26 protein-coding genes are annotated in these 26,082 nt (G+C 64.2%); 14 read left to right on the top strand and 12 right to left on the bottom strand.

What is annotated here, in order from left to right:
- On the top strand, positions 1-235 hold a 235-nt coding region (locus AC1DD3_RS16240), incomplete at its 5' end, for a zinc-ribbon domain-containing protein (protein ID WP_476882090.1).
- Between the two features lie 413 nt (positions 236-648).
- Positions 649-1,161 (top strand): hypothetical protein, encoded by a 513-nt coding sequence (locus AC1DD3_RS16235; RefSeq protein WP_476882089.1) that lies wholly within the window; start codon positions 649-651, stop codon positions 1,159-1,161.
- Between the two features lie 129 nt (positions 1,162-1,290).
- On the opposite strand, the gene AC1DD3_RS16230 is transcribed toward AC1DD3_RS16235, so the two are convergent.
- Positions 1,291-1,962: a DNA alkylation repair protein gene (locus AC1DD3_RS16230; RefSeq protein WP_476882088.1), complete on the bottom strand. Its 672-nt coding sequence runs from the start codon at positions 1,960-1,962 to the stop codon at positions 1,291-1,293.
- 313 nt (positions 1,963-2,275) lie between these two features.
- Here AC1DD3_RS16230 and AC1DD3_RS16225 point away from each other — a divergent pair, with 313 nt between their 5' ends.
- Genes AC1DD3_RS16225 through AC1DD3_RS16210 form a run of 4 tightly spaced genes read left to right on the top strand, consistent with a single transcriptional unit; the run spans position 2,276 to position 7,001 of the window.
- Complete coding sequence (locus AC1DD3_RS16225; RefSeq protein ID WP_476882087.1) at positions 2,276-3,727, top strand: GntP family permease; 1,452 nt, start codon at positions 2,276-2,278, stop codon at positions 3,725-3,727.
- Positions 3,728-3,772: 45 nt separating this feature from the next.
- Positions 3,773-5,023, top strand: coding sequence for a CaiB/BaiF CoA transferase family protein (locus AC1DD3_RS16220; RefSeq protein ID WP_476882086.1), 1,251 nt, complete (start codon positions 3,773-3,775; stop codon positions 5,021-5,023).
- The gene (locus tag AC1DD3_RS16215) at positions 5,020-6,009 is read left to right on the top strand and encodes a beta/alpha barrel domain-containing protein (RefSeq protein ID WP_476882085.1); all 990 of its coding nucleotides are present in this window, start codon (positions 5,020-5,022) and stop codon (positions 6,007-6,009) included. The genes AC1DD3_RS16220 and AC1DD3_RS16215 overlap by 4 nt, the downstream gene beginning before the upstream one ends.
- A 2-nt stretch (positions 6,010-6,011) precedes the next feature.
- Positions 6,012-7,001 carry a 2-hydroxyacid dehydrogenase gene (locus AC1DD3_RS16210; RefSeq protein WP_476882084.1) on the top strand — a complete coding sequence of 330 codons (990 nt, stop codon included), beginning with the start codon at positions 6,012-6,014 and terminating at the stop codon, positions 6,999-7,001.
- A 24-nt stretch (positions 7,002-7,025) separates the two neighbouring features.
- Here AC1DD3_RS16210 and AC1DD3_RS16205 read toward each other — a convergent pair whose 3' ends face one another.
- The 5 genes from AC1DD3_RS16205 to AC1DD3_RS16185 all read right to left on the bottom strand — a co-directional run bounded on the left by AC1DD3_RS16205 (position 7,026) and on the right by AC1DD3_RS16185 (position 11,987).
- The gene (locus AC1DD3_RS16205; RefSeq protein ID WP_230118232.1) at positions 7,026-7,817 is read right to left on the bottom strand and encodes an IclR family transcriptional regulator; all 792 of its coding nucleotides are present in this window, start codon (positions 7,815-7,817) and stop codon (positions 7,026-7,028) included.
- A gap of 63 nt (positions 7,818-7,880) precedes the next feature.
- Positions 7,881-8,543, bottom strand: coding sequence for a GntR family transcriptional regulator (locus tag AC1DD3_RS16200; RefSeq protein ID WP_230118231.1), 663 nt, complete (start codon positions 8,541-8,543; stop codon positions 7,881-7,883).
- Between the two features lie 110 nt (positions 8,544-8,653).
- On the bottom strand, positions 8,654-9,673 hold the full coding sequence (locus AC1DD3_RS16195) for a transketolase family protein (protein WP_230118230.1): 1,020 nt from the start codon (positions 9,671-9,673) through the stop codon (positions 8,654-8,656).
- Positions 9,670-10,569: a transketolase gene (locus AC1DD3_RS16190; RefSeq protein WP_476882083.1), complete on the bottom strand. Its 900-nt coding sequence runs from the start codon at positions 10,567-10,569 to the stop codon at positions 9,670-9,672. The genes AC1DD3_RS16195 and AC1DD3_RS16190 overlap by 4 nt, the downstream gene beginning before the upstream one ends.
- 80 nt (positions 10,570-10,649) lie before the next feature.
- Positions 10,650-11,987 carry an MFS transporter gene (locus AC1DD3_RS16185; protein ID WP_476882082.1) on the bottom strand — a complete coding sequence of 446 codons (1,338 nt, stop codon included), beginning with the start codon at positions 11,985-11,987 and terminating at the stop codon, positions 10,650-10,652.
- Positions 11,988-12,175: 188 nt separating this feature from the next.
- On the opposite strand from AC1DD3_RS16185, the gene AC1DD3_RS16180 reads away from it, so the two are divergent.
- Positions 12,176-13,000: a sugar phosphate isomerase/epimerase family protein gene (locus tag AC1DD3_RS16180; RefSeq protein ID WP_476882081.1), complete on the top strand. Its 825-nt coding sequence runs from the start codon at positions 12,176-12,178 to the stop codon at positions 12,998-13,000.
- Between the two features lie 101 nt (positions 13,001-13,101).
- Entirely contained in the window at positions 13,102-13,878 is a 777-nt protein-coding gene (locus AC1DD3_RS16175) for an SDR family NAD(P)-dependent oxidoreductase (RefSeq protein WP_476882080.1), read from the top strand.
- A gap of 168 nt (positions 13,879-14,046) precedes the next feature.
- On the opposite strand, the gene AC1DD3_RS16170 is transcribed toward AC1DD3_RS16175, so the two are convergent.
- The 4 genes from AC1DD3_RS16170 to AC1DD3_RS16155 all read right to left on the bottom strand — a co-directional run bounded on the left by AC1DD3_RS16170 (position 14,047) and on the right by AC1DD3_RS16155 (position 18,863).
- Positions 14,047-14,781, bottom strand: coding sequence for a hypothetical protein (locus tag AC1DD3_RS16170; RefSeq protein WP_476882079.1), 735 nt, complete (start codon positions 14,779-14,781; stop codon positions 14,047-14,049).
- 309 nt (positions 14,782-15,090) lie between these two features.
- A complete protein-coding gene (dctA, locus tag AC1DD3_RS16165) occupies positions 15,091-16,566 on the bottom strand; it encodes a C4-dicarboxylate transporter DctA (protein WP_230118224.1) in 1,476 nt (491 codons plus the stop codon).
- Positions 16,567-16,727: 161 nt separating this feature from the next.
- Entirely contained in the window at positions 16,728-17,825 is a 1,098-nt protein-coding gene (locus tag AC1DD3_RS16160) for a tartrate dehydrogenase (RefSeq protein ID WP_230118223.1), read from the bottom strand.
- A gap of 144 nt (positions 17,826-17,969) precedes the next feature.
- Positions 17,970-18,863, bottom strand: a complete 894-nt coding sequence (locus AC1DD3_RS16155) for a LysR family transcriptional regulator (protein ID WP_230118222.1) — start codon at positions 18,861-18,863, stop codon at positions 17,970-17,972.
- Positions 18,864-19,040: 177 nt separating this feature from the next.
- On the opposite strand from AC1DD3_RS16155, the gene AC1DD3_RS16150 reads away from it, so the two are divergent.
- Positions 19,041-19,277: a hypothetical protein gene (locus AC1DD3_RS16150; RefSeq protein ID WP_230118221.1), complete on the top strand. Its 237-nt coding sequence runs from the start codon at positions 19,041-19,043 to the stop codon at positions 19,275-19,277.
- Positions 19,278-19,717: 440 nt separating this feature from the next.
- On the opposite strand, the gene AC1DD3_RS16145 is transcribed toward AC1DD3_RS16150, so the two are convergent.
- The gene (locus AC1DD3_RS16145) at positions 19,718-20,368 is read right to left on the bottom strand and encodes a hypothetical protein (protein ID WP_230118220.1); all 651 of its coding nucleotides are present in this window, start codon (positions 20,366-20,368) and stop codon (positions 19,718-19,720) included.
- 360 nt (positions 20,369-20,728) lie between these two features.
- On the opposite strand from AC1DD3_RS16145, the gene AC1DD3_RS16140 reads away from it, so the two are divergent.
- The gene (locus AC1DD3_RS16140; protein ID WP_230118219.1) at positions 20,729-21,091 is read left to right on the top strand and encodes a YegP family protein; all 363 of its coding nucleotides are present in this window, start codon (positions 20,729-20,731) and stop codon (positions 21,089-21,091) included.
- Positions 21,092-21,160: 69 nt separating this feature from the next.
- Here the strand turns inward: AC1DD3_RS16140 and AC1DD3_RS16135 are convergent, their stop codons facing one another.
- Positions 21,161-22,270: a LacI family DNA-binding transcriptional regulator gene (locus AC1DD3_RS16135; protein WP_230118218.1), complete on the bottom strand. Its 1,110-nt coding sequence runs from the start codon at positions 22,268-22,270 to the stop codon at positions 21,161-21,163.
- A gap of 175 nt (positions 22,271-22,445) precedes the next feature.
- Between AC1DD3_RS16135 and AC1DD3_RS16130 the strand changes: the two genes are divergently transcribed.
- The 4 genes from AC1DD3_RS16130 (at position 22,446) to AC1DD3_RS16115 (ending at position 26,022) form a co-directional block, all read left to right on the top strand.
- Entirely contained in the window at positions 22,446-23,309 is an 864-nt protein-coding gene (locus tag AC1DD3_RS16130) for an ABC transporter substrate-binding protein (protein WP_230118217.1), read from the top strand.
- Positions 23,310-23,417: 108 nt separating this feature from the next.
- Complete coding sequence (locus AC1DD3_RS16125; RefSeq protein ID WP_476882078.1) at positions 23,418-24,206, top strand: amino acid ABC transporter permease; 789 nt, start codon at positions 23,418-23,420, stop codon at positions 24,204-24,206.
- Positions 24,203-24,982 (top strand): amino acid ABC transporter ATP-binding protein, encoded by a 780-nt coding sequence (locus tag AC1DD3_RS16120; RefSeq protein WP_290369737.1) that lies wholly within the window; start codon positions 24,203-24,205, stop codon positions 24,980-24,982. Before AC1DD3_RS16125 ends, AC1DD3_RS16120 begins: the two co-directional genes overlap by 4 nt.
- A complete protein-coding gene (locus tag AC1DD3_RS16115) occupies positions 24,982-26,022 on the top strand; it encodes a Gfo/Idh/MocA family protein (protein WP_476882077.1) in 1,041 nt (346 codons plus the stop codon). The genes AC1DD3_RS16120 and AC1DD3_RS16115 overlap by 1 nt, the downstream gene beginning before the upstream one ends.
- Positions 26,023-26,082: the final 60 nt, after the last annotated feature.

Below are 26,082 nucleotides of genomic sequence, written 5' to 3'. Positions count from 1 at the left end.
AACAATGCTTCTGCTCTTTGGTCTCAAAACCGTCCTGCGCTCCTTGCCTGGCCGGGTTGCCACCTGCCAGTCCTGCGGGCTCTCCGTCCACCACCACCTCGAAGAACGCGCCACCAAATTCACGCTGTTCTTCATACCCCTCTTCACCACGTCCAGGTCCTACCGCATCACCTGCTCGAACTGCGGACAGATGTCAACGATCAACTCCCGCCAGAAAAACGCGCTGACCCGCTGACAGCGGCGCCCCGACTTGCAGGCTCATGCCCGGTAATATGCGTAAGCGGCGGCGGCCACTGGTCAGGCGCCTTGCCCATCCGTGGGAGATGTCATTTGCGCAGATAAGTAGCCAGGCACTCACAAAGACAGGTATTCGCCACTGGTGCCTAGTCCGGACGACAAGTGTTGACTTAAAGCCGAAGCAGCCTTGCTTGCCCCGCCGCGGGGGCTCAGCGGCTGCTTCGCCATTTTCCGCTCGCACTGCGTTCGGCGTATGACGGGGCCGGCGACGAAGACGAACTGAAGCCTTCTGAACCCGGGGCTTTGGCACCGGCACTCCTTCGCTCGAATTTCCCAGGCCTGTAGCCCGGACGATCCGTAGTGGGCGGGGCAGGTCGTGAATCCTAGTTGGAAAGCGTCGAAGGGGTTGCCATGAAGCGCCGGCCGCTGCCGTCCTTTGTATTGATCGGTGTTTTGGCGCTCACGGGATGCAGTGGTCTTGCTGCGCGTCAGGCCGGTCCCGGTCCCGTTACCTCGACGGCGAGCCCCTTTGATTGCAGCGAAGCCAAGTACCGCGAGAGCGTGAACCGTGATCCTTTCGAGTGCAAGAACTTTACTTCGACGGCAGGCACCGACTACCGCCACAACCTGACCTGGCTCGCCACGAATCCTCTTCGCATGAGCTTCAGCCGAGTGAACGGGACGCTGACCATGACGGTCCGGATGCCTTGCGGCACGCTGAACGTACCCTCGGCAGTCACTGCCCGCACGCTCACTACTGACCCGGAACGGCTGGCTGAAACAGCCAATGGGTGCTCCGGCACCACGGGGGACATCCGGCGGTGGACGGTCAGCTTCCTGAAGTCGCCCCTGACGTACTCCCTCACGGAGCGGGCCCTCGTGCTCACCAACGACCTGGGCCAGATCGAATTTAAACAGCCTTAGTGTCGTGCAGTGCCCGAGCACGCGGGCGTTTCAAGGGGTCATGTCCTTGGCCGTCAGGCAGCCACTGGAACCCTTGATTTTTCCGCTGCGCCAAGGCCGGCAGCGGCCCAAGCGTGAGCGCGAACCTTCCTACCGAACGTGCAGTCGTCGCACCATCTCGGTGATCCAGATGGGCGCGAACGGGGACGTGCAGCCCGGGGGAGTCGGGTAATCCTTGAGCACCTCCAGGCGCTCACCGATGTCGATTGCACGGGCGCGGTACTCGGCGTGCCCGATCCCGATCTGAGCCAGGCAGTGGTTCATCGCCCACTGCAGGCGAGCCGGCGCGTCTCTCATCTCCGCCTCGATGACATCGAGCAGTCCAGCGAGGTCGAGGCCATCGGGCATTTTCGCCACGCGTTCGGCGGTCAGCGCCCAGCCGGCACTCGCGGCCACTGGATCCACATCGGCGAACCAGGCCAGGCGCAGCTCTTCTGAGTGCGGGTTCTTCTTCACCACGTAGTTCACGAGCCAGTCGTGCACCTTGGGAGTGCGTGCCTCGCGCAACATGAGGTCCAACTCGTCACGCTCGAACGCCTTCGGCCGGCAGATCAGGATCGCCAGCAGTTTCGCTGAAGTGTCACCCGTCTCCCAGAGCTGGCGCGCTAGATCCTGCTGCGTCTTCAGCCGCTTCGCGAGCGTGCGCAGTTTGCTGAGGTTCACACCGTGATCGTCACCGTGTCTCTCGTTCACCTCGCGGGCCCTCGGGTCCTCGAGCGCGGCCAACTCGGCCATCACCTCGGCCATCGCAGTCTCGGCCATTTCAGCCTCCTGTCCGTCACGTGTGAGGTTCAGCCTAGTAGAAAAGCGGGGCCAACCAGCTGATCAGCGAGGGCATAGTCCAGAAGCAGAAGCCCTCTACACAATTGCCCGCTGACGCCGCCGTCGGGTAGTAGGCGGCCGGACCGAGCGGGCCCGAGGGGTCGCCAACCGAACGTCACAGACGAAGCCTCCTTCCGAAACGTCTTGCAATATGAGTTTAATCCCATAATATGGGTTGAGTGATGTGGCCCTCCTCACGGCGCCCATCTGCTCCCAAGCCTTCAATGTGGAAGGCCTCACGATCGGATTCCCCATGTCAGACATAGCTGTACTGATCAATACGGCGGTGGCGGTTTTAGCCGCCGTCGTGCTGATCGTCCGTTTCAGAGTCAATCCCGTCATCGCCCTGGTCATCGGCTCGGTGTACCTGGGCCTCGCCGCCGGCCTCGGCGTCGAGAAAACAGTCAAGACCATCACCTCCGGTTTCGGTGACATCATGGTGGATGTGGGCTTGCTCATCGCCTTCGGTGTGCTGATGGGCTCCATCCTCAACCAGAGCGGCGCGATCCGGCGCCTCGTGGAGCACTTGCTGAATACGTTCGGCCCCAAGCGCCTGCCCTACACCATGGGCCTCGCGATCGGAACGGTCCTGCAATCCATTTTCCTGGACGTGCTCCTCGTCATCTCCGCTCCCTTGGCACGCAAGCTGGCACCGAAGATCGGCAAACTCGGCACCGCCCGGATGGCAACCGCCATGGCCATCGCCCTCGAATGCGGCATCGTCTTCACGGTTCCCGGCGTCGCCTCCCTGGCCCTTGCCGGCCTGCTCAATGTGCCGCTCGGAAAAATGCTGTTCTTCGGCCTGCTCCTGGTCATCCCGACCATCATCATTTCCATTGCCATCATGACGTTCCTCTTCCGCCGCGGTTTCTGGAACGAAGCGAAGGATGAGGACCACACCTTCGTGGAGGAGGAAGACCAGGAAGGTGAAGAGGAAGCGTACGACGGCGGCACCAAGGCTTCCGCTTCAGCGTCACCTGGCGGACGCACCCCCGGCTCCGACGGTCCTGGTGCCCGACTGGCCGGCGCGGCCGTTGCCGTGGCGGAACGCGAAGAAAAGCAGGCACCGCTCATCCTGCTTTTCGCGCCGCTCCTGACCTCACTGCTCCTCATCGGAGCTGGCGCTATTCTGCAGATTCTCAAGCTCGACCTGCCCTGGCTTCAGCTCCTGGGCGAGCCGGTCATTGCCCTGCTTATCGGCCTGATCGGCACCTGCCTCGTCACCCGTTCTGCCATCGGCCAGCAACGCGTCGAGCAGGCCATCACCGTCGGCTTTAAGGAAAGCGGACAGATCCTGATCCTCACCGGCGTAGGAGGGTCACTGGCTGCAACAGTCGCCGCTGCCGGCCTCGGTCACATCCTGGGCGGCTTCTTCTCGGCGAGCACCGTCGCCCCGCTCCTCGTCGTCTGGGCCATCGCGGCGGTGCTGCACATCGCCGTCGGCTCCGTCACGCTGTCCGCCATCACCGCAGCCGGGTTGCTGGCTCCGATTGCTCCTGCCATCGGACTGGATCCTGTCCTCCTCGCCCTGTCGGCCGGCGCTGGATCTCTGTTCATGGTCCACGTCACCAGCAACACCTTCTGGCTCCTGCAGTCACTGCTGGGGCAGAGCGTGCGGGGTGCGCTGAAGTCGGTGACCGTCGGGGTGTCGGTGGCCTCCGTCGTCGCCATCCTGCTGATCATGCCCATGAGCCTGCTCCTCTGACCGGGCGCACGTCCCCGGTAAGAACCTGCACGAAAGAAGAACGACATGACACAGACACGCATCGCACCCCTGGAGGGAGTCCGGGTTCTTGAGCTCGGCAACTACATAGCAGCGCCCACTGCAGGCAGGCTCCTTGCCGACTTCGGTGCCGAAGTGATCAAGGTCGAGCGGCCCGGAACCGGCGACGAGCTGCGCAACTGGCGCCTGCACAAGGGTGACACTTCCATGCTGTATCGGACGATCAACCGGAACAAGAAGTCCGTGGTGCTGGACCTCCGAACCGAAGCAGGCAAACAGGCAGTACTGGCGCTCGTTGCAAAGTCGGACATCCTGCTGGAAAACTTCCGGCCAGGCACGCTCGAGAAGTGGGGCCTTGGCCCCGAAGTCCTCAACGAAGCCAACCCGGACCTGATCATCACCCGCATCTCGGCCTTCGGGCAGACGGGCCCGCTGTCCGCGCGGCCCGGCTTTGCCGCCGTCGCCGAAGCGTACGGAGGCTTCCGCAACCTGGTGGGCGACCCGGACCGCGCACCGGTCCGGGTGGGCGTCTCCATCGGAGACTCAATCGCGGGACTTTACGCAGCCTTCGGCTCCATGATGAGCCTGTACCAAAGGGAAGCACGACGCCGGGACGCGGCCGGCGCTGCGCCGCTCACCGAGCGCGTCATCGACGTCGCGCTCAACGAAGCCATGTTCTCCATGATGGAATCGCTCATTCCGGACTACCAGGCGTACGGCGTGGACCGGCAGCGTGTCGGCGGCCGGATGGAAGGGATAGCCCCTTCCAACGCGTACCTCTGCGGGGACGGCGCAAGCATCGTCGTGGCCGGCAACGGAGACTCGATTTACCAGCGGTACATGCACACCATCGGACGTCCTGATCTGGCCACGGATCCGTCGTTGCAGACCAACGCCGGGCGCTGGGCGCGGCGCGAAGAACTGGACCAGGCCATCGGGACATGGGCGGGGGAGCTGGACGCTGCCGACGCACTCGCAGCGCTCGATGCCGCCGGCGTGCCTGCCGGCCCCATCTACACGGCGGCCGATATCAGCACCGACAGCCAGTACGCAGCCCGCAACATGATCCAGAAATTCGACGTTCCCACCGGGGACGAAATCCTGCCCGGCGTCGGATTCCCCGGCATTGTCCCCGTCATCGGAGAACAGTCTCTCCCCATCCGGAACCTCGGCCCTGACCTGGGCGAAAACACCGAAGAAATCCTTAGCGGGCTCCTCAACATGGACCCCGCAGAAATCAGTGCGGCCTCCGGCCGCGAGGAGGCCCTCCAGCCATGAACCGCCACGAAACCAGCCTTGCTGCAATGCTGGGCAACACCATCCTCAGGGACGTAACCCTGCGGGACGGGCTCCAGCTCACCGGAAAAGTTCTCCCCACCGAACGCAAAGTCGACACGGTCCGGGAACTGCTGCGCCTGGGCGTGCCCGCCATTGAACTTGGATCCATGGCCCGCCCGGACCTCGTCCCCACCATGGCCAACACGCTGGAAGTCGTTCAGGCCCTCACGCCCGGGGAACTGGAAAAGTGCTGGATCTGGGTAGCCACCGCAGGCCATGTAGCCAAGGCCGCCGCCGCCGGGGCGAGGAATTTCCAGTACTGCCTGTCGGCGTCGGACTCGCACAACAAGGCGAACATCGGCCGCACCACGGAGGAAAGCCTCGCTGCCCTGCCTGAGGCGGTCGCGTACGCCAAGGCCGTTGGCGGGCAGATCCAGCTCTGCATCGCCACGTCATTCACCTGCCCGTTCGAGGGAATGGTGCCCGAGGAACGAGTCCTGTCCATCGCCAACGACGCCCGCGCCGAGGGCACCACGGACATCGTTCTCTGCGACACCCTCGGGCAGGCAGTCCCGGCCCAGGTGTCGGGGCTGATCGCCCGGGTCCGGGAAGAATCCCCGGCCCGGCGGATCGTCTACCATGGCCACGACACCTGGGGCCTGGGCGTGGCCAACACCCTTGCCGCCATCCAGGCCGGCGCCGCCATGGTGGATGGCGCGCTCGGCGGCCTGGGCGGCTGCCCCTTTGCCCCGGGCGCCAGTGGCAACACGTCGAGCGAGGACATCCTCTTCGCCACCCGGCCCGGATGGCTGACCACGGAAATTTTCGGGGAACTGGTGGTCCTTTCCGAGAAGCTGCTTGCCGAACTGGGCGAGCCCAACCGCTCCAAAGCTGCCCAAGGCGCCCGGTCCAACGCCCCAGCCTTCGACTGGGTCCTCCCGTCAGACAGCACAACTCCCACACCCTGCACCTCAGGAGGCAACTAAGCGTGGGCAACAGTTTCCTGGTCACCACCGCCATTCCGGAACCCGGACTCCAACTGCTGTCCGACGCCGGCCGGGTTACCGTTCTACCCGACCCGCCTGACTACGATGCCTTGGCGACGCTGTGCGCCTCAGGCGATTTCGACGTCGTCCTCACCCAGCTGCGCGATGTCATCGACGCGCCGCTGCTGGCCGGCGCCCGCCTGCGGGGCGTGTCCAACTTCGCCGTCGGGTACAACAACATCGACGTTGAGGCCGCCACCCGGCACGGCATCCTGGTCGGCAACACCCCCGGCGTGCTGACGGACGCGACGGCCGACATCGCCATGCTGCTCATCCTGGGCACGGCGCGCCGCGTGGTCGAGGCCGACCGGCTGGTCCGCGACGGAAAGTTCCTGGGCTGGGAACCGGAGCTCCTGCTGGGCCGCGACGTCTCCGGCGCGGTGCTGGGTCTGGCCGGCTTCGGACGGATTGCCCGCGCCACGGCCCGGCGCGCGCTGGGGTTCGGCATGCAGGTGCTCTTCTCGCCCCGGCCTCCGGGTGACCGTCCCGTCAGCGCGGCGGAACTCGGCGAGTTTGCGGGCAACGTCCGGCAGGCGCCGTGGGACGAGCTGGTGGAGCGCAGCGACTTCCTCTCCCTGCACGTCCCACTCAGCGATCAGACCCGGCATCTGGTGGACGCAGACGTGCTGGAGCGCATGAAGCCCGATGCCATCCTGATCAACACCGCCCGCGGGCCGATCGTAGACGAGGCGGCCCTCGTGGATGCCCTCCGCAGCGGCGTCATCGCCGGCGCCGGACTGGACGTATTCGAGGACGAACCGAAGCTGGCTCCCGGCCTGGCTGAGCTGCCGAACACGGTCCTCCTCCCGCATGTCGGCAGCGCCACAGTTCCCGTCCGTAGCGAAATGGCCCGCCTCAGCGCGCTGAATGCGGTGGCCATCGCCGAAGGACGCACCCCGCCCCATGCGGTCAACTACCTCGCCAGCGCATGACGGGCCCGCGTTTCCTTGCGAGCGTTAGGTCTCGCCAGGAAACCGGCCACCAATTAGTCTCGTCATGTGCTCTGCTGTGGCAAGCAGGGGCTCCAGCCAGGATTCACAGGTCTCCAGCGGCATCCGCAGGGTGGGCCCGCTGATGGTTACTGCCCCCACCAGTCCGGCTGCCGAATCGAATACGGGAGCCGAAAGACCCGAGGCTCCGTCTTCGCGCTCACCCACGGTTATGGCAAACCCGTCCACCCGCGTCTTCTTAACCGCGGCTTCCAAATCCTCGGAGCTGGTGATTGTGGATTCCGTGATGGACTCCAAAGGGTCCCGGAGGACGGCGTCCATCAGATCCTGATCCCACGCCAAAAGTACGCGTCCGGCGGAGCCCGCGTGCAGTGGAAGAACCTTGCCAAGGTGCATCTCGCGCCGAAGCGCATGGCGCGTGTCTGCCATGGCCACGCAAACGCGGTAATGCTGCTCTGCCTTGAAGAAACACGCAGTCTCGCCCGTGGTGTCACGCAGCGTCTTGAGCAGCGGACTCAGGATGTCTATGACTTCCATTCCGCGAGTTGCCGGAGCCGCCCAGAAGGCCATGCGCATTCCGATGCGGTAGGCATCGTCCTCCCGGTCAAGGAATCCCTGGGACATCAGATTCGTGACAAGCCGCTGGACAGTGGAGGTCGGCATCCCCGTGTGCTCGCGGATGTCACTCAGCGACAAGACCGGCTTGGACAGGGAGAAAGCATCCAGGATGGAGGATATTTTTCCGAGAACAAGCAATGGGTTGCTGCTGGACTTCGTAAGAGCATCGGACGTGGACATAGAACTCACGCTAGACGCTGGGGGCAGCCGAATCCACTCGCCTCCCCGCAGTGGGCGGCGCCCCTAGGCGACCAGGTTGTCGGCCGCGGTGTCCATGTGTTCGCGGATGGTCTTGCGTGCCAGGGAGGCGTCGCCGGTTTCAATGGCGGCCACGATGTCGTGGTGCCGGTCCACGCTCATGTTCGAAACACCCTTTTCCAGGCCGGCGAACATGATGGACATCCGGATAGACCCCTCCAAGGCTTCCCAGGAGTGGAGCAGGGTCTCGTTGCCGGTGAGGCGGCACAGGGTGCGGTGGAAGTCCATGTCGGTTTCGATGCGCTCTTCGAGGGTGCCCTTTGTCGCGGCCGCCATTACTTCGATGGCGGTACGCAGTGATGCGATGACGTGCTGGCGGTCCGGCAGTTCGCACAGCGTGCGGGCGGCCAAGGATTCGAGGGCGGCACGTACGGAGAAGATGTCGCGGATTTCCTTGGCATCCAGGTGGCGGACCGACAGGCGTCCCCGCGGGCCGGCGGACAGCAAACCTTCCTGCTCCAACTGGCGCAGGGCCTCGCGGAGGGTACCGCGGCTGATCTGCAGCATGTCGGACAGTTCCGTTTCCACCAAGTGCTTGCCCGGTTCCAGCTCGCCGCTGGTGATGGCGGTGCGCAGCGCGGAAAGCGCCTGCTCGCGGAGGCTTTTCTTTTGCAGTCCCAGCAGGGTTGCGGGTGCTCCGGCGGCCATCATCGTTCCTCAATGTCAGGGGTCGACTGTTTACAGTCGTGTGTTTTGATCTTACGGCAGCAGCGCGGGGCGGGTATGGGGCCCGCCCCGCGCTGCTGCGGCTTTCAGTCCTAGCCGAGTTCGGCGAGGACCTTGGCCACGATGCGCTGCACGGACAGCCCGTAGCGCTCGTGCAGTGTGGGCAGGGCGCCGGCGTCGAGGAACTCGTCCGGCAGCGCCACAGGCACTACGCGCTTGCCGAGTCCGGCCGTGACGACCGCGGAGGCGACTGTTTCGAACAGCCCGCCTATGACGCTGTGGTTTTCCAGCGTCACTGCCAGCCGGTCCGTGTTCAGTTCGGCCAGGACCGTAGCGGCGTCGAACGGCTTGATGGTGGGTGCATGGACGACGGCGACATCGACGTTGTGTGCTGCCAGGGCCTTGGCAGCCTGAAGTGCTCGCATGGTCATCAGCCCGCTGGAGATGAAGACGACGTCATTGCCGCCGCGCAGGACTTTGGCTTTGCCGAGTTCGAACGTGTAGCCGTATTCGTCCAGGACGGTGGGGACATTGCCGCGAAGCAGCCGCAGGTAGGTGGGGCCTTCACTGGCCGCCAGTTGGGGGACCGCCTGTTCTATGTCGATTGAGTCGCAAGGGTCCACGATGGTCAGGTTGGGCATGCCGCGGAAGATGGCCATGTCCTCGGTGGCCTGGTGGCTGGGGCCATAGCCGGTGGTCAGGCCGGGGAGGCCGCCCACGATGTTCACGTTGAGGTTTGGTTCGGCGCTGTCCAGGCAGAGGAAGTCGTAGGCGCGGCGGGCAGCGAAAACGGAGTAGGTGGAGGCGAACGGCACCAGGCCGGTCTCCGCAAATCCGGCGGCGGCGCCGAAGAGCAGCTGTTCGGCCATTCCCATCTGGAAGAACCGTTCCGGGAAGGCCTGGGCGAAGATGTGCATGTCCGTGTACTTGCCCAGGTCCGCGGTGAGGCCGACGATCCGATCGTTTTCCTGTGCGGCCTTGACCAGCGCGTGTCCGAACGGGGCGGAAGCGGTCTTTTGGCCGGGATCGGCGAAGGACGCGATCATGGCCGAGGTCTTCAGCTTCGGTGCGGTGGCCTTCACTGCGGTGGTCTTGACTGCGGCGGTGCTCATCGGGTGGCCTTTCCTTCGTATCCTGCGGTCAGTTGCTCTCGGCAGAGCTGCCATTCGTGTTCTTCGATGCGCATGAAGTGCGCCTTCTCGCGGTCCTCGAGCAGCGGCACGCCGCGGCCCACTTTCGTGTCGCAGAGGATCACGGAAGGACGTCCGACGGCGGCGGCCTGGGCTGCTGCGTTGTCGAAGGCGTGCATGACGTCGGCCATGTTGTTGCCGTCCACGCGCTGGGTGTACCAGCCGAAGGCTTCCCACTTTTCCGTCACGGGTTCGGTGCGCAGCACCGTGTCCGTCTTGCCGTCGGCCTGCAGTGCGTTGATGTCGACCATGGCGGTGAGGTTGCCCAACTGGTGGTGGTGTGCGCCCATGGCAGCCTCCCACGTGGAGCCCTCGTCCAGTTCGCCGTCGGAGAGGAAGTTGTAGACCCTGGCCGTGGAGCCCTGGTGGCGCAGGCCCAAGGCCATGCCGACGGCGATGGTGAGGCCGTGGCCGAGGGAGCCGCCGGAAATTTCCATGCCGGGCGTGTAGGTGGACATGCCGGACATGGGAAGCCGTGAATCATCGGATCCGTAGGTTTCGAGCTCCTGGACGGGGATAACGCCGGCCTCAGCCAGCGCAGCGTAGTGGCCGATGGCGTAGTGCCCGGTGGACAGCAGGAACCTGTCCCGCTCGACCCAGTGAGGATCGTCGGCGCGGAAGCGGAGCTGGTCCGCGTACACCGCGGCCAGCATGTCCGCCGCGCCGAGTGCCTGGCCCACGTAGCCTTGGCCCTGCACCTCGCCCATGTTGAGGGCGTGGTGCCGGATCCTGTAGGCCGCGGCGGCTACCCGCCCGAGGCGTTCTCCGCTTCCTTCGGGTGACTTGCTCAGGGATGTTGTTTCCTGCGTGAGAACCACAGTTCTGCCTTTCGAAAGTGGTGGATGCGTTCTGAGGGATGCCGTCGATGGCGTCCAATTCGGCGCGTGTCGCGTGTGTCCTATGCGCTCACGTGTGCGGGGGTGCTTTTCGTAGCCTCGTCGGCAAGCCGGCGCTCCCGCTTGCCCCAGGTCTCGCGGGTGGCAATGGCTGCCCAGAGGCCGATGGCGGCGTAGAGGCCGAAGAGCAACGCCGGGCCTATCCAGCCGAAGCTGACGAAGAGCAGCGTGGTGATGAACGGTGTGAAGCCGGAGACCATGGCGGAGATCTGGTAGGCAAGCGATGCACCGGAGGCGCGGGTTTTGGCCTGGAAGAGCTCGGGGAACCAGGCACCCTGGGCTCCGGCGAGGGAGTTCTGGCACACGGCGTAGGAGATGACGATCGTCGCGATGATGAAGATGAACAGCCCGGTGTTGACGAGCAGGAACATAGGGACGGCGAACAGCGCGGCGAAGGCGCAGGACCAGATGTACACGGGCCGCCGGCCGATCCTGTCGGTCAGCCGCGCCCAGACCTGGGTGGCAAAGATGCCGATCGCGGAGGCGATGCAAAGGGCGACGAGAGTCTGCGTCTTGTCGGCCAGGTGCTGGCTGTTGAGGTAGGAAATCATGTAGGTGATGGAGACGGCGTAGCCGGCGGTCTCGGCGATGCGGAGGCCGATGCCCTTGACGATGTTGCGCCAGTCGGTCTTGATGACCTCGACGATGGGGGACTTCACGATGTCGCCGCTGTCCTTGACCTCGTCAAAGACGGGGGACTCGGGGACCTTTGAGCGGATGACCAGGCCGACGATGACGAGGACGATGCTGGCGAGGAAGGGAATGCGCCAGGTGAGTTCGCCGCCGAGCTGGACGCTGACCAGAAACACAAGGTTTGCGAGCAGGAGGCCGACGGGGAAGCCGGCCTGGACGATTCCGGTGTACTTGCCCTTGGCCTTCCAGGGTGCGTGTTCGTAGCTCATCAGGATGGCTCCGCCCCATTCAGCGCCGAAGGCCAGGCCCTGGACAACGCGGACAAAGACCAGAAGGGCAGGCGCCAACAGTCCTACCTGGCTGTAGGTCGGAAGGAGGCCGATCATGAAGGTCGCAATACCCATAAGAATCAGCGAAGCCACGAGGACCGGCTTGCGGCCCAGCTTGTCACCGAGGTGGCCGCCGATGATGCCGCCAATCGGGCGGGCGGCAAAGCCGACGCCAAGAGTGGCGAAAGCCGCAAGGGTGCCGGTGACCGGATCGCCGGTGGGGAAGAAGGCCGTTCCAAAGTAAAGAGCCGCGGCGGTGCCGAAACCGATGAAGTCATAGGTTTCGATGACTGCGCCGACGCCGGAGCCGATGGCGACCCGCCTGGCGTCCTTGGTGCCGTGAACCGGGCCGCGCATGGCCAGAGCTTCTTTGCTCATTGGTGATTCCCTTTCGAAAAGCAACCGCCGCCGCGGCGGAGGTCACGGTCGACTGTTAACAACGGATGATCCAGTGTGATCTGCATCATGCCTGTCTGTCAACTGCCAACGTCAGAGGTTGACTGTCAACAGTATCCGCCGTAGCGTGGTGCTCGTCACTTCTACGTAAGCAATGAGGATCAACGAAGATGTTCAACTCCCGACTCGGCTGCTCGTCCATCAGCTTTCGCCACCAGGACCTGGGCACGGCACTGCAGACCATCAGCGGACTGGGGTTTGAGGAAATCGACCTGGGTGCCCTGCCCGGCGTCTGCGACCACGTCCCGTATGAACTTGATGCGGACGCCGTCACGGCCGTCACAGCGGAGGTTACAGCCTCCGGTTTGCGGGTCCGTTCGATTAACGGTGACATCGGGGATCTCAACGCAGTGCTCGACGGCGGCCGGCAGGCGGCGCGGGACCGGCACCTTGACGCGCTGCTCACCCTCACCGCGGACACCGGCGCCAAGGCGCTGGTCCTTCCCTGCGGGGCCCCGAGCCACGAGCCGGTCCGGAGTGTCGACGAGGACCTGGACGAAATAACCGCCCAACTGATCCACGCGGGGCAGCGCGCGGCGGAGTTCGGCGTCGAACTCTGGACCGAATCCCTGCACTTCCTGAGGTTCTGCTGGAACCTGGAGCGCGCGGAACAGCTGGCCGCGCGGCTGGCAGGTTCCGGCGTGGGGATCGTCATGGATTTCAGCCACATCGTCGCCGCCGGCGAGGACCCGCTGGAATACGTCGAACACCATGCCGGCCGGATCGCGCACGTGCATCTCAGGGACGCCGTCCCGGGCAACATCAACCTCAGCATCGGCAACGGGCAGGCAGACTTCTCCGCCGGACTGGGTTCACTGGCGTCCCACGGCTACACCGGCCACTTCTCACTGGAACTGGAAACCCGGGACGTCACCCACGACGAGCGCCCGGCCGCCGCGGCCAAAGCAGCCAGCTACATCAGCGACCTCATCTGACCGTCGATTGCTCCGTAACGGCCCTTATCAGCCCTCAAAACGGCGTTTACGGAGCACTCGATTCCACTCAACCGACACACCAAGCAAACCCAAGGAGCATCATGACCACCACCATCCAGCGCACCGCCGTCCTCACCGGGGCAACCTCGGACCGGGGCATCGGCATCACCACCGCACGCCGCTACGCCAGCCAGGGCTGGGCTGTGGTGATCCTGGACCTCGACGGCGAGAAATCCGCCAAGGTCGCAACGGAAATCGCCAACGAGTTCAACGTCGCCGCCTTCGGCCATCAGATTGACGTCGCCAGAGAGGTTTCCGTCAACGCCGCCTACAAGGCGGTGGCCGCGGAGATCAGCGCCGGCAACCTTCCCGCAGTCGGCGCCCTCGCCAACATCGCCGGCATCACCTCGCCGGTGCCGTTCCTGGAGACCACGCTGGAACTGTGGAACAAGGTCATGGCCGTGAACTCCACGGGCACCTACCTGGTCACCAAGGCGTTCCTGCCGGATATGATCGCCAACGGCTGGGGCAGGATCGTCAACATGTCCTCCGTTTCCGCCCAGCGCGGCGGCGGCGTGTTCGGCAAGGTCCCCTACTCCGCAGCGAAGGCTGCCATCTTGGGCTTCACTAAGGCCTTGGCCCGCGAAATAGGCGCCACCGGCGTGACTGTCAACGCCATCACCCCCGGCGCCGTGGATACGGACATCCGGGTGGGGAGCACCGAGGAACAGGAAGCCGCCATCAACGCAGGTATCCCGCTGGGCCGCAACGCCACCACCGAGGAGATCGCCGCCGTCATCACCTTTCTCTCCTCAGAGGATTCGGCATATCTCACGGGCACCACCATTGACATCAACGGCGGCAGCCACATCCACTAAGAACCACAGAACGCCCTGCGGGAACGGCTGCCGGCGCGTGGGGCGCCGGCAAAACTCCTTGAAATACTCGAGGGGAGTCAATGGTCGTGAAACCAAAGAACATTGGCAAGGAGCAGGGGAAGGTCTGCTGTGGAACAGCGCCTGGACGACTTTTCACAAGTGAAATGCTTATGGCACGACAATGTTTGTAAGTTCTGATCGACTGCCGGTTTCCAAGTCCTCAGTAAGAACCAGCGAACTGACCTTGGGGCAGTAGTACTTGTGCTCTCTCGACTTTTTCTCAAGCGGCGTCCAGTCGTAGACCTTAACGCAGTCGGAGTATGTCCCAAGCTTCGTTGCCACGGTCAGGCCCGTGGCAACGGTGTCCCGCATATCTTCGGCCTTTCCTACGTAATATTCCTGCCTGTAGGAGTCGTTCACCCGCTGCTCGGCCTTCATCCAAATGCCAGCTCGTGCACCGTCGTGCCCATGAATGAAGCTGCCCGAATGACTGAGCAATACTCCATTTAGAAAGTTGTTCACGTCCTCGCCAAAGTACCAGACGTCTCCATTTTTGTGTTGCGCCAGGTAATCTCTGGTTTCCTCGACCAGCTGTCCGTTTTTATACTCCCTGTCTAGATAGATGGCCGTCTCGACGCCCTCAATGATCTTCCGTTCAGCGAGGATCTCAATCTCGACTCGCTCTGTGGCTCCGCCTTGGGCCGTACCCTCATAGGTCATTTTCTTGCCTACGGGAAGGGCGAAATACTTGTTGGTAATTTTCGCAGTGAAATCCGCCGGCTTGATCTGTGGATTGTAGTCACTGGCCTGATGTTGCAAGTTGTTCACGAGCAATAATGCTCCGCCGGCGACAATCAGCAGTAGGACAATGACGCCGCCGAGCATTTTGGTTTTTGAGTTCATAACGTTTGCCGCCCCTTCCGAGTAGACCTTCTATCGACGATCGACGGTTCGCCACCGGTCACATCGGCCACCGATGGTGCAACCGCCCCGGAACTATAGGAAAAAGGTAGTCCAGACGGCCTCAATAGAGAATGCCCTGCGGATTAGGCGGGTGTTGGCCGATACCTCTGAGAGTTGGATGCGAACGAAAACGTCCGCCCGGGCTACCCCCGGGCGGACGAATCTGTTCCTGCAGCAGGTCAGCTACAGGATGCTTGTACCGATGTCTTGAGGGTCCGCACGGATTTCGGGGCGGTTGCGCGGTGCATGTCAGACGGTTTCCGAGTAGGCGTGACGGCGGACGTCGGCGGAGGGAGCGGCGTCGCCAAGGGCTCCTGCGTGCCTGGCACCGGTTTCCTTGGGCGCGTGGTGACCGTATTCGGTGAGGTCATCGTCGATGTCGGTGACCTCGTCGAGGTGGATAGGGTCCTCCGCCGGCATAGGCTCAACGGTTTCACCGGCGAAAACGCGGCGGACGCGATCGGCATCCAGCGTGCGGTCCCACCAGGCGATGAACAGGGTGGCGACGGCGTTGCCAGTGAAGTTCACCAGCGCCCGGCATTCGGACATGAACTTATCGATGCCGAAGATGAGCATGATGCCGGCGGCAGGGATCGTGCCGATGGTGGTCAGGGTGGCGGTCAGCGCGATGAAGCCGCCGCCTGCAACGCCTGCTGCGCCCTTGGAGGTGAGTAGCATGACGGCCAGCAGGCCCAGTTGCTGGCCGATGGTCAGGTCCGTGTTGGTGGCCTGGGCGATGTACAGGGCGGCCAAAGACAGGTAAATTGCGGCACCGTCGAGGTTGAAGCTGTAGCCCGTGGGAACGACGAGGCCGACGGTTTCCTTCTTCACGCCTGCGTGCTCAAGCTTGCGCATCAGGCCGGGCAGAGCCGGTTCGGCGGTCGAGGTGCCCAGGATGAGCATGTATTCCTCTTTGAGGTGCCGGATCATCGTGAAGATGTTTAGCTTCAGGAAGGCCATGACAGATCCCAGGACCACGACGACGAACAGGATCGAGGTTGCGTAGAAGAGGGCGATCAGTCCGCCCATGCTGGTGAGGGAGGAGACGCCGTACTTGCCGACGGCGAAGGCCATGGCACCGAAGGCGCCGATGGGGGCGGCCTTCATGATGAAGCTCAGGATCTTGAACATGACACCTGTCAGGCGCTGCACGCCGTCCAGAACGGGCGCACCGACCTTGCCCATGGCGTTCAGGGCGATGCCGAAGACGACGGCGATGAAGATGATCTGAAGGATGTCGCCCTCAACGAAGGGCCCAACGATGCTGTTGGGAATGATGTGGGTGAGGAACTGCCACCATTCCTGGTGCTGGCCGGCGTCGATGAGCTTGGCTGCGGAGTCGGAGGTCTTGATGGAGCCGGCATCGGCGTTGACGCCGTCACCGAGGCGGAAGATGTTGATGGCGACCAGGCCGAAGATCATGGCGAAGATCGTGCCGATCTGGAAGTAGGTCAGGGCCTTCAGCCCCGTCATGCCGACCTTTTTCAGGTCCGCAACACTGGCGATGCCGCCAACGATGGTCAGGAACACAATCGGGCCGATGAGCATCTTCATTGAGTTGACGAAGGTGGTGCCGATAGGTTCCATGGCAATGCCCACGGCCGGTGCGAGCCAGCCGACCAGGATGCCTATGAGAATGGCGGTCAGTACCCAGAAGTACAGCTGCTTGTACCAACGTGTCTTGGGGGCCGGCGTTGCCGGCCCGGCGGTGGTGATGTGATCCATGATTCCTACCTCGTTGTGGAAAGTCGCTGGAGTGAAGCTTGAAGGGTAAGCGGCGTCCCGAGGGCCCCGACACGAGCTTTCGAGTGTTGGGGAGGGGCTTCCGCGCAAGCGGCCGACGGCGGCGGGTCGGCCGCCGTCGGCCGCTTCAGAAAGCGGTCTGGTTAGACGGCGGCAAGGGTGTGACTGAGGGCCTTGATGATGGCGTCGGTGACGTCGTCGGTGTTGGCTTCGCCGCCGACGTCGCGGGTCAAGTACCCGGCGGCGGTGGTCTGCTCGATGGCGGCCTCGACCAGGCGGGCTTCTTCGTGCAGGCCGAAGTGGTCAAGCATCAGGGCGGCGCTGGCGATCGCGCCGATCGGGTTGCTGATGCCCTTGCCGGCGATGTCCGGAGCGGAGCCGTGGACCGGTTCAAACATGGACGGGAAACGGCGCTCCGGATTCAGGTTCGCGCTGGCTGCCAGGCCGAGGCTTCCGGCCAGTGCTGACCCCAGGTCCGAGAGGATGTCAGCGTTCAGGTTCGAGGCGACGACGACGGAGAGGTCCTCAGGCTTGAGGATGAACTTGGCGCTCATCGCGTCAACGAGGACGCTTTCGGTCTGGACATCCGGGTAGTCGAGAGCCACGCGCTGGAAGGTTTCGTCCCAGAGGACCATGCCGTACTGCTGGGCGTTGGACTTGGTCACGGAGGAGACTTTTTTCACCGTGCGGGTCCGGGCCAGATCGAAGGCGAAGCGCATGATGCGCTCACAGCCCTTTTCGGTGAACAGTGCCGTCTGCAGTGCGACCTCGTTGCCGGGGCCGCGGCCGCTGAGGTTGCGCCCGCCGAGGCCGGCGTACTCGCCTTCGCTGTTTTCGCGGACAACGATCCAATCGAGTTCGGTGTTGTCGGCCTTGCGCAGCGGCGACTCGATGCCGGGGAGGAACTTCACCGGGCGGATGTTGGCCCACTGGTCAAAGTTCTGGGTGATGTTCAGGCGCAGGCCCCAGAGGCTGATGTGGTCCGGGACGTTTTCCCAGCCGACGGCGCCGAAGTAGATGGCATCGAAGTCCTTCAGGGTCTCAAGTCCCTTGGGGTCCATCATCTGGCCGGTCTTTTCGTAGTAGCCGCAACCCCAAGGGAACTCGGTCCACTCGAAGGCGAACTTGCCGCCGGAGTTTTCTGCCAGGGCGTCCAGGACGCGGCGGCCTGCGGAGACGACTTCCTTGCCGACACCGTCTGCGGGGATTGAAGCGATGCTGAATTTCTGGGTGGCGCTCATGTGCCTACCTCCTCATTGAGTCTGTTAGCAGCGTCACACTGCCCTTCCTCTTCAAGTAGAGGGCCTGTTCCCACGGGGCGTCCAAGACCAAGATTCGATACGGTAAATAGGTTCAGCCTATTGATCGACCTGCGGCGCCCCCGGTCAGATCGGGGGAGCCACGTGCAGTTCCGCGACCTTCAGGAACGCCCGCGCCGCCGGAGTCAGGTCTTCCTTCCGGCTCAGAATGGCCACATCCAGGTGGGACACCGGTTCAATAAGCAAAGTCCGCAGCCCTGACCTGTGCGCTAGCGGCGCCCACGAGGACGGCATGACGGCGTGCCCGACGCCGGCCAGCACCAAAGGCAAAATCGAGGTCCTGTGCGCGACCTCGACGACGATTTCGGTCTTGACGCCATGCGCCAACGCATCGTCGACGAGCCAGCGCATCAGCGATCCCCGCTGACTGGCGATCAGCCGGTGGCCGCCCAGGTCTTCCCGTTGGATGGTCGTCCCAGGGCTGAAGGTGTCTGCGTGGGGATTGACTATGAGGATCAGCGGCTGGCGCTCCAGCTCCAGAACCTGGACGCCCGGCACCCGGATCGGCGTGGGTGATCCTGCCAGGCCAATCTCCGTGCTGCCGGTGCGGACGGACTCGATGACTTCCTCGGGCGTGAAGGCGGCGCTGACGTTGAGCCGCACCGAGGGGTGCTGCTGGGTGAAGCCGGCGATCATCGACGTCAGCGGCTCGATCCCAGGGGAGGGCATGGTGGTGATGTCGAGCCTGCCGCTGCGCACACCCCGGAGTGCCTGGACCGCTGACTGGGCGGCATCGAGGTCCCGCATCACGAGCCGGGCGGGTCCCACGAGCTCCTTGCCGGCCTCGCTGAGGACAGCCCTCCGGCCGATACGGTGGAAGAGCGGTACGCCCAGTTCCTTCTCCAGCCCGGCAATTGTCTGGGAGAGTGAGGGCTGCGCGATGAGCAGGTGCTCGGCGGCCCGGTTGAACCCGTCATGGTCAACTACGGCCAGAAAATACTTCAGCTTTCGGGTGTCCACGTCTGCTCCTTCGCCGCTGCGGCCTGTCGGCTTCCGCGGCGGTCAAAATGCCGGTCCCAAGGGATCGAGCGCGTCGCGCCGAAGCATAGATAGCCTACGCCTATCACACGCACTGCTTCCGGGAGGTACCCGGGCAATGGGCTCGGCTAACCGTGGCCGAGGTGGCAGACTTCGGCCATGAGCATGGAGCAATGGTGGCCGAAGCTGAAGCCTTCCACGCGGGAATGGCTGATTGAGAACAATGGCGACGCGGTGCCGGCGGAGGTGGTCCTCGAGATTACGAAGGCTGGCGGAGTGGTCTCTTCCGGTGCCTGGTGGGTTGGTGAGAGCGGCCCCTCGGGCTTCTACTTCTCAGACGAGGCGGTCGACTGGATCGATGAGGTCGGGAACGGTGAAATACCCAAACCACGCTGATAGCTGCGCGCCCCCGGCAGGCCCGCAGCAATCCTGCGGCTCAACCAACGCTTGCAGCAGGCACCCAAGTGCCCTTCAAGAAACTCCAAGGTTTTTCCAAGTTTGTGGGTCAAGCATTAGCGCGGGGAGTGCTACCAAGATTGCTCCAGGGCACAAACGGGCTCAATGGTCTGCTTCCGGGCGAATAGCCGGGAAGGCTGCAGTGGGGCAGAGATACGACTCCGCGTGTGGTGTGAGGACAATGACCGTTGCAGACGTTTTGTTGAGGCTAAGGCCCGAAGCTGCCGCCCCTGTTCGGTTGCCGTCTGCCGGCACGATGATCACACCTTCAAATGAGGCGCTGAAACTTTCGCGCGTCGTTCCTGGCTATTCACGCCCGCTCTCCGCGCATCGGCGGGACTTCGAATGCAGCGAAGCAAGACCCGGAAAAGACAGTGAGGTTATGCCATGAGCAATTTAAGGAAACTGGGTACGATCGGAAGCCTCGGGTTGCTGGTGTCGAGCACCCTCCTCTTCGGTTCCGCGAACGCCGCCATGGCGGCGACCTGCCGCACCGGCGTGGCAACCCCAACGAGCACACTGACGGGCACGGTGGTGGCCGCTACGAATTTCGAGCGGAACACGCTCTCTCCGTTCGTTGCCAGCACGTCGGGGAATGGAACGGCGGCCGTTACCAGCCCGACGGCCCACTCCGGAACGTGCTCGGCCAGGCTGATTGCCACGGCGGATCCCGGATCTGTGGCAAGGATGAGCGTGTCGCTGGCCTCAGGAACCAAGCGGGCCAACGCTGACGCATGGGTAAACATCAGGACTCCCGGACTCGCGGGGAACAACGTGCCCTTCGTGCGGTTCTTCTCCGGCAGCACCCGGATCGTGGATGTATTCCGCAACAACAGCAATGGCCAGCTCTGGCTGCGAATCACGAATCCGAACGGGACGTTTTCGTACCTGAAGCTGAGGCCATCGAGCGTTTCGTTGAGCACGTGGCACCGAGTCCAGATGCAGGTCAGGGCGAATGGCAGCACCTCGACTGTCCAGGTGTGGTTTGACGGCGCATCGGTATTGTCACGCAGCGTAAGTCTTGGGGCCACCAGCTTGAGCAAAGTGCAATTTGGAGCCGAGCACCCCCGCCAGATGGGTGAGAGCTACATCGATGACGTCGTAGTCAAGCGGGCCACCTCATAGCGACGCAGATGAGCCGGGCAGGCCGCGCCCACCGCCCCGTCAACCCACTACTACCCTCCCGGTCACACCACGCGTCGCACGGAGTTTACCTACGGTTTACAGGACCGGTCTTGTTAGCCCCTGCGGCCCTGCGGAAGACTCGAAACCACTCGATGAACGGTCAACCGCGATCGTTCGGACCAGACCAGACGAATGCAGTGATGCATTCCGGCCCGCACTGCGATGATAACGCTGCGGGCAGGACACCTAAGACCGGGAGGCCCATCATGGCTGGCACGTTTGAAGTGTTTGTTGACGCCGAGACCCATTTCCGATTCCGCCTCAAGGCAAAGGACGGAACTGAGATGGCCGTGTCCGGAGCCTTCGACAGCAAGGCAGCGGCGGTTGCCGGGATCGCCGCTGTGCGTGAGTGCGCCGGGATGGGGCTGATCACCGATCTTTGCCCCACTGGCGCGGTCCATGCCGGCGCGGTGCCTCAGGGGCAAGTGCAGGAATCGCCGACGGCGGCGCCCCAGGCCGGCCTTCTGCCCGCCTGGCACCACCGCACAAAACCGGCCGGCGGCTTCCGCGTCCCCGCGAAGACACTTCGGCGCTTCGCCCCGGCGCCCCGGTGGACCGGGGCAGCCTAAACCGCCTGCGCCGCACGGCCCGTCCCCACACAGTCCGTCCCCACACAGCCGCCACGACTTACCGAACGCCTACATTGCCTGCACCGCCACGGGCTCGCCCGGCGGGTCAGCCGCAACCGGCACCGCACCCACCGACCCGCGGCGAACCAGCGTCGCGCTGAACTCCGGTGCCGGGGCCAGGGGCGGGCGGCCCTCAATCTGGCGGATCAGGGCTTCCGCGGCGGCTACGCCCATGTCATACACCGGCTGCGCGATCACGGTCAGCGGTGGTGTGGTCAGGCGCGTCCACGCGAAATCGTCGTACATGAGGAACGAGACTTCCGCCGGGACTGACAGGCCCAGTTCCTGGATGGCCTCCACGACGCTAAGCGCGATGAGTCCGTCGGAAGCGACGACGGCGGTGGCCGGGTCCCGCATGAGCAGAACCTCGCGCGTGATGCGCCGAACCGATTCGGCGTCGCCGGCGTTGAGCCGCACGAGGTCCTCGGCAAATGCCAGCCCGGATTCCGCAAACGCGCGCCGCATGCCGTCCAGGCGGTCCGAGATCTGCGAGGAATCCAACTGGATCCCCTCGCCGTACGGGGCCTCCGCCTTCAGCGTGGAGATGAACGCGATCCGCCGGTGCCCTGCTTCGAGGAGGTAAAGGGTGGACTCATACGAGATCCGGGCCATGTCCACGGCGATCGTCTCGACGTCGAGACCGCCGGCCGTCCGGTCTAGAAGGACCAGGGGACGGCCGGAATCGTGAACGCGCTGTAAATGTTCTGTTTCCACCGATGACGCGGGGGCCACGATGAGGCCGTCCACGCGCTTGTCCAGCAGCACCCGGACGGCCTCCACTTCCGCCGCCGTATTCTCATCGGTGTTGACCAGGATGACATTGAAGCCGCTCTTCTTGGCGGTGTCCGTGATCCCCCTGGTGGCCAGGCCGAAGTGAGGGTTCTCGATGTCCCCCACCACCACGCCTATCGTGTTCGATTTGCCCGTGTTCATGCTGCGGGCGAGCTCGTTGGGGCGGTAGGAAAGCTCCTCCGCTGCCGCCAAAACGCGCTCCCGCACGTCCTCGCTCACCGCCCCGTAATTTCCCAGTGCCCGTGCGGCCTGGGCTTTGGACACCTGGGCAGCTTTTGCGACGTCGGCAACCGTTACGTCGCGCCGTCTGGAACCGTCACTGCTCATGTTCACCTTTCCGGTGGGCTATTGACGCCGATTGTGGCGTGGGCTACATTTCAATCAATCGATGTGAGTCCGGTCTCAATCCTAGAGACTGAGACCGGACTCAGCAAGAGGTTCATCGAGAAACCCTTTGGCGGCCCTGACAGCACCGCTTTCCCTCCAACGATTGGACAACGCTGTGATCAAACTGAACTTCCGCCCGGCCGCAGTGGCCGCGGCAGCCCTGGCAGCGGTCCTCGCGCTTTCCGCCTGCGGCGGATCGACCCCCGCCTCCTCCACCGGTTCGCAGGAAAACCCCTATGGCCTGATTCAGCCGGGCACGATCCGGGTGGCCAGCCTGGGGGATTCGAAGCCCTACACGTTCGCTGACGCCCAGGGTAACTTCACGGGCTTCGACGTTGAGCTCTTCAAGGACGTGGCCCACCGGGCCGGGGTGGACAATGTTGTCTTCACCGGGCAGGACTTCTCCGGTCTGCTTGCGGCCGTGGCTAACGGCCAGTTCGACGTCGGGGTGGCCGCCATCGGCATCACGGACAAGCGCAAGGAAACCGTTGATTTCTCCGAGGGATACCTCGCCGGGTACCTGACAGTCATCACCACCAAGACCTCGGGCATCAAGGACGTCAACGGCCTGTCCGGCAAGCGCCTGGGCGTGGTCCAGGGAACGCTCCAGGAAGCCTACGCGGTCAAGAACTTCACCTCCGCCAACCTGGTCCGCTTCCCGGATAACAACACCGCGATTGCCGCCGTGAACAGCGGCACCGTGGACGCCCACTTCCTGGACTACGAGGCCGCCAAGGCCTACGAGAAGCAGCACGGCCTGGTCAGCGCCGCGGACATCCCGTCCTTCGACGCCCCGGCCGGGTTCGCCCTGGCGAAGGGCAAGACGGCCTTCAAGGATGCCCTGAACAAGGGACTGGCCGCAGCGATGGATGACGGCACCTGGAAGAAGCTCTACCAGAAGTGGTTCCCGGGCTCCCCGATGCCCGAGCAGTACTTGCCCAAGGCCGAGCAGAAAGCCACCCCGACCCCGAGCAAGTAGGCGGCCCGCCATCTACGCCGGGCAATGGGCCCGGCTGCAAAATGACCGGGCGGACCGCGGTACGCGGTCCGCCCGGGACACACCAGCTAACTACGTCTGAGAGCAACCATGGACTGGCTCAACACCATCATCCGTACCTTTTTCGACTTCGGCGCAATGGCCGAAGTCATGCCCCAACTCCTCGCAGTGGGGCTCCCGAACACGCTGATCATTTCCATCGCGGCGACCATCCTGGGCGTAGTGCTGGGCATGGTGGTCGCGGTCATGGGCATTTCACCGTCCAGGTGGCTGCGTGTCCCGGCCCGGATCTACACCGATCTCTTCCGCGGCCTTCCGGCTATCCTGACCATCCTGCTGATCGGCCAGGGCTTCGCCCGGCTCAGCCAGTCGATCTTCGGGCCCTCGCCGTACCCGCTGGGGATCATCGCGCTGAGCCTGATCGCCAGCGCCTACATCGGTGAAATCTTCCGCGCCGGCATCCAAAGCGTGGACAAGGGCCAGGGCGAAGCCTGCCGCGCGCTGGGCATGAGCTACGCCAAGTCCATGGCCCTGGTGGTCATCCCGCAGGGCATCCGCCGGGTCCTGCCGGCCCTGGTGAACCAGTTCATCGCCATCGTCAAGGACTCCTCCCTGGTGTACTTCCTGGGCCTGCTGGTCAGCGAACGTGAACTCTTCCGCGTCGGCCAGGACGCCGCCGTACTCTCCGGAAACCTCTCTCCGCTGGTCATGGCAGGGATCTTCTACCTGGTCATCACGGTGCCCCTGACCCACCTGGTCAACTACTTCGACAACCGCTTCCGGACCGGCCGGCGCCGCCCCGCCGCACCGAGCAGCGGACTGAAGGAAGTCACAGAACTCGACGCGGCCTCGCCGCTGATCACCGGGAGCAACACATGAGCACCAGCACCAGCAACACCAGCAACACCGCCGCAGACATCGAGACCTTCCACGGCTCCAGCCTGGAACTCCAGAACCTGACCATGGCCTACGGCGACATCGAGGTCCTCCGCAACGTCAGCCTCACCGTGGCCCCCGGAACCACCACCTGCATCATCGGGCCCTCCGGCTCGGGCAAATCCACGCTGCTTCGCGGCGTCAACCGCCTGCACGAACCCAAGAGCGGAGACGTGCTCCTCGCCGGTGAAAGCGCCCTGACGGTCAAACCCGACATCCTGCGCGCCCGCATCGGCATGGTCTTCCAGCACTTCAACCTCTTCCCGGACCACACCGCCCTGGAAAACGTGGCCCTGGCGCTCTGGAGCGTTAAGGGAATGTCCAAGGCCGAGGCACGGGAACGCGCCGGCCGCCGCCTCGCCGAAGTGGGCCTCGCGGAACGGGCCGACCACCGGCCACGGGACCTCTCCGGCGGACAGCAGCAGCGCGTCGCCATCGCCCGGGCCCTGGCCATGGAACCCGAAGTCATGCTCTTCGACGAAGCCACCAGCGCACTGGATCCCGAGCTGGTCAAGGGCGTGCTGAACCTGATGGCGGGCCTCGGCAAACGCGGCATGACCATGCTCGTCGTCACCCACGAAATGGGCTTCGCCCGCAAAGTCGCCGACCAGGTCGTCTTCATGGACGAAGGCGAAGTCGTCGAATCCGGTACCCCCGCCGAAATCTTCGACAACCCCCGCAGCGAACGCCTCCAGCGCTTCCTCTCGGAGGTGCTCTGATGGGCAACACGGCAGCGGCACCCATTCGGACCGGCGTCGTCGGTTTCGGGATCTCCGGCAGGGTCTTCCACGCCCCGCTGATCGAGGCGGATCCTGACTACTCGCTGGACGTCATCGTGACGGCCGATCCGGAGCGCGCCGCGGAAGCGGCGAGGCTCCATCCGCGGGCGCGGATCGTCCCGACGCCGGAGGCGCTGTTCGCCCTGGCCGCGGACCTTGACCTCGTCATTCTCGGAACGCCTCCGACGACCCACCTCGACCTTGCCGGAACGGCAATCGCCCTCGGCCTTCAGGTGGTGGTGGACAAGCCGTTCGTCACCACATCTGCTCACGGTGAAGAGCTCATCACCAGGGCGTCCGACGGCGGTGTTCAGCTAACGGTCTTCCAGAACCGCCGGTGGGACGCCGACTTCCTCACGCTCCAGAAGCTCATCCGGGAGGGTGCCCTGGGTGAAATCCGAACCTTCGAGTCGCGCTTTGAGTGGTGGCGGCCGGAAGGCTTCGGGAACTGGCGCGACACCGCCGCCCTGACCGAAGGCGGGGGCATTCTGCACGACCTCGGGGCGCACCTAATTGATCAGGCCATCCAGCTGTTCGGGCCCGTCGCGGAAAGCTACGGGGAGACCGCCAACCACGGACATCCCGACGGCGCCGACACAGAAGCGTTCGTGTCCCTGCTTCATGAATCCGGGGTCCGGTCCAGGTTGTGGATGAACGGCGCGGCCGCCCAGGTGGGTCCGCGGTTTCACGTCCTGGGCTCCGAGGCCGGCTACACCAAGTGGGGCCTGGACAGCCAGGAACCCGCCCTCGCGGCCGGCATGACGCCGTCGGATCCCGCCTATGGCGCTGACTCCCAGGACTCATGGGGGGTCCTCGGGGTTGATGGGGCCACCGTACCCGTGCCCGCCGAGAAGGGCTCCTACCCGCGGTTCTACGCGCAGCTCGCCGCAGCCCTCCGAGGCGAGGGGCCGCTGCCCGTCGACCCCGCCGAGTCGCTCGAAGTCCTCAAAGTCATCGAAAAAATTCACGCCTTCGCGTAGGCGCAACACCAAACCCCGCTCAGCTGCAGCACGGCAAACCGTGCGGCCAAGGCATCCCAC

This window comes from Arthrobacter sp. 05T444 (assembly GCF_056395905.1).
This window is presented reverse-complemented; position numbering and strand designations above follow the sequence as displayed.

Bases quoted from the DNA above. Each gene is read 5' to 3' on its own strand.
- AC1DD3_RS16195 (WP_230118230.1), bottom strand. From the start codon at position 9,673: ATGAGCACCGCCGCAGTCAAGACCACCGCAGTGAAGGCCACCGCACCG.
- AC1DD3_RS16120 (WP_290369737.1), top strand. From the start codon at position 24,203: ATGAGCACCAGCACCAGCAACACCAGCAACACCGCCGCAGACATCGAG.
- AC1DD3_RS16230 (WP_476882088.1), bottom strand. From the start codon at position 1,962: ATGGCCGAGACTGCGATGGCCGAGGTGATGGCCGAGTTGGCCGCGCTC.
- AC1DD3_RS16205 (WP_230118232.1), bottom strand. From the start codon at position 7,817: ATGTCCACGTCCGATGCTCTTACGAAGTCCAGCAGCAACCCATTGCTT.
- AC1DD3_RS16140 (WP_230118219.1), top strand. From the start codon at position 20,729: ATGGCTGGCACGTTTGAAGTGTTTGTTGACGCCGAGACCCATTTCCGA.
- AC1DD3_RS16150 (WP_230118221.1), top strand. From the start codon at position 19,041: ATGAGCATGGAGCAATGGTGGCCGAAGCTGAAGCCTTCCACGCGGGAA.
- AC1DD3_RS16185 (WP_476882082.1), bottom strand. From the start codon at position 11,987: ATGAGCAAAGAAGCTCTGGCCATGCGCGGCCCGGTTCACGGCACCAAG.
- AC1DD3_RS16125 (WP_476882078.1), top strand. From the start codon at position 23,418: ATGGACTGGCTCAACACCATCATCCGTACCTTTTTCGACTTCGGCGCA.
- AC1DD3_RS16135 (WP_230118218.1), bottom strand. From the start codon at position 22,270: ATGAGCAGTGACGGTTCCAGACGGCGCGACGTAACGGTTGCCGACGTC.
- AC1DD3_RS16115 (WP_476882077.1), top strand. From the start codon at position 24,982: ATGGGCAACACGGCAGCGGCACCCATTCGGACCGGCGTCGTCGGTTTC.
- AC1DD3_RS16220 (WP_476882086.1), top strand. From the start codon at position 3,773: ATGACACAGACACGCATCGCACCCCTGGAGGGAGTCCGGGTTCTTGAG.
- AC1DD3_RS16225 (WP_476882087.1), top strand. From the start codon at position 2,276: ATGTCAGACATAGCTGTACTGATCAATACGGCGGTGGCGGTTTTAGCC.
- AC1DD3_RS16180 (WP_476882081.1), top strand. From the start codon at position 12,176: ATGTTCAACTCCCGACTCGGCTGCTCGTCCATCAGCTTTCGCCACCAG.
- dctA (WP_230118224.1), bottom strand. From the start codon at position 16,566: ATGGATCACATCACCACCGCCGGGCCGGCAACGCCGGCCCCCAAGACA.
- AC1DD3_RS16160 (WP_230118223.1), bottom strand. From the start codon at position 17,825: ATGAGCGCCACCCAGAAATTCAGCATCGCTTCAATCCCCGCAGACGGT.
- AC1DD3_RS16235 (WP_476882089.1), top strand. From the start codon at position 649: ATGAAGCGCCGGCCGCTGCCGTCCTTTGTATTGATCGGTGTTTTGGCG.
- AC1DD3_RS16170 (WP_476882079.1), bottom strand. From the start codon at position 14,781: ATGAACTCAAAAACCAAAATGCTCGGCGGCGTCATTGTCCTACTGCTG.
- AC1DD3_RS16200 (WP_230118231.1), bottom strand. From the start codon at position 8,543: ATGGCCGCCGGAGCACCCGCAACCCTGCTGGGACTGCAAAAGAAAAGC.
- AC1DD3_RS16215 (WP_476882085.1), top strand. From the start codon at position 5,020: ATGAACCGCCACGAAACCAGCCTTGCTGCAATGCTGGGCAACACCATC.
- AC1DD3_RS16175 (WP_476882080.1), top strand. From the start codon at position 13,102: ATGACCACCACCATCCAGCGCACCGCCGTCCTCACCGGGGCAACCTCG.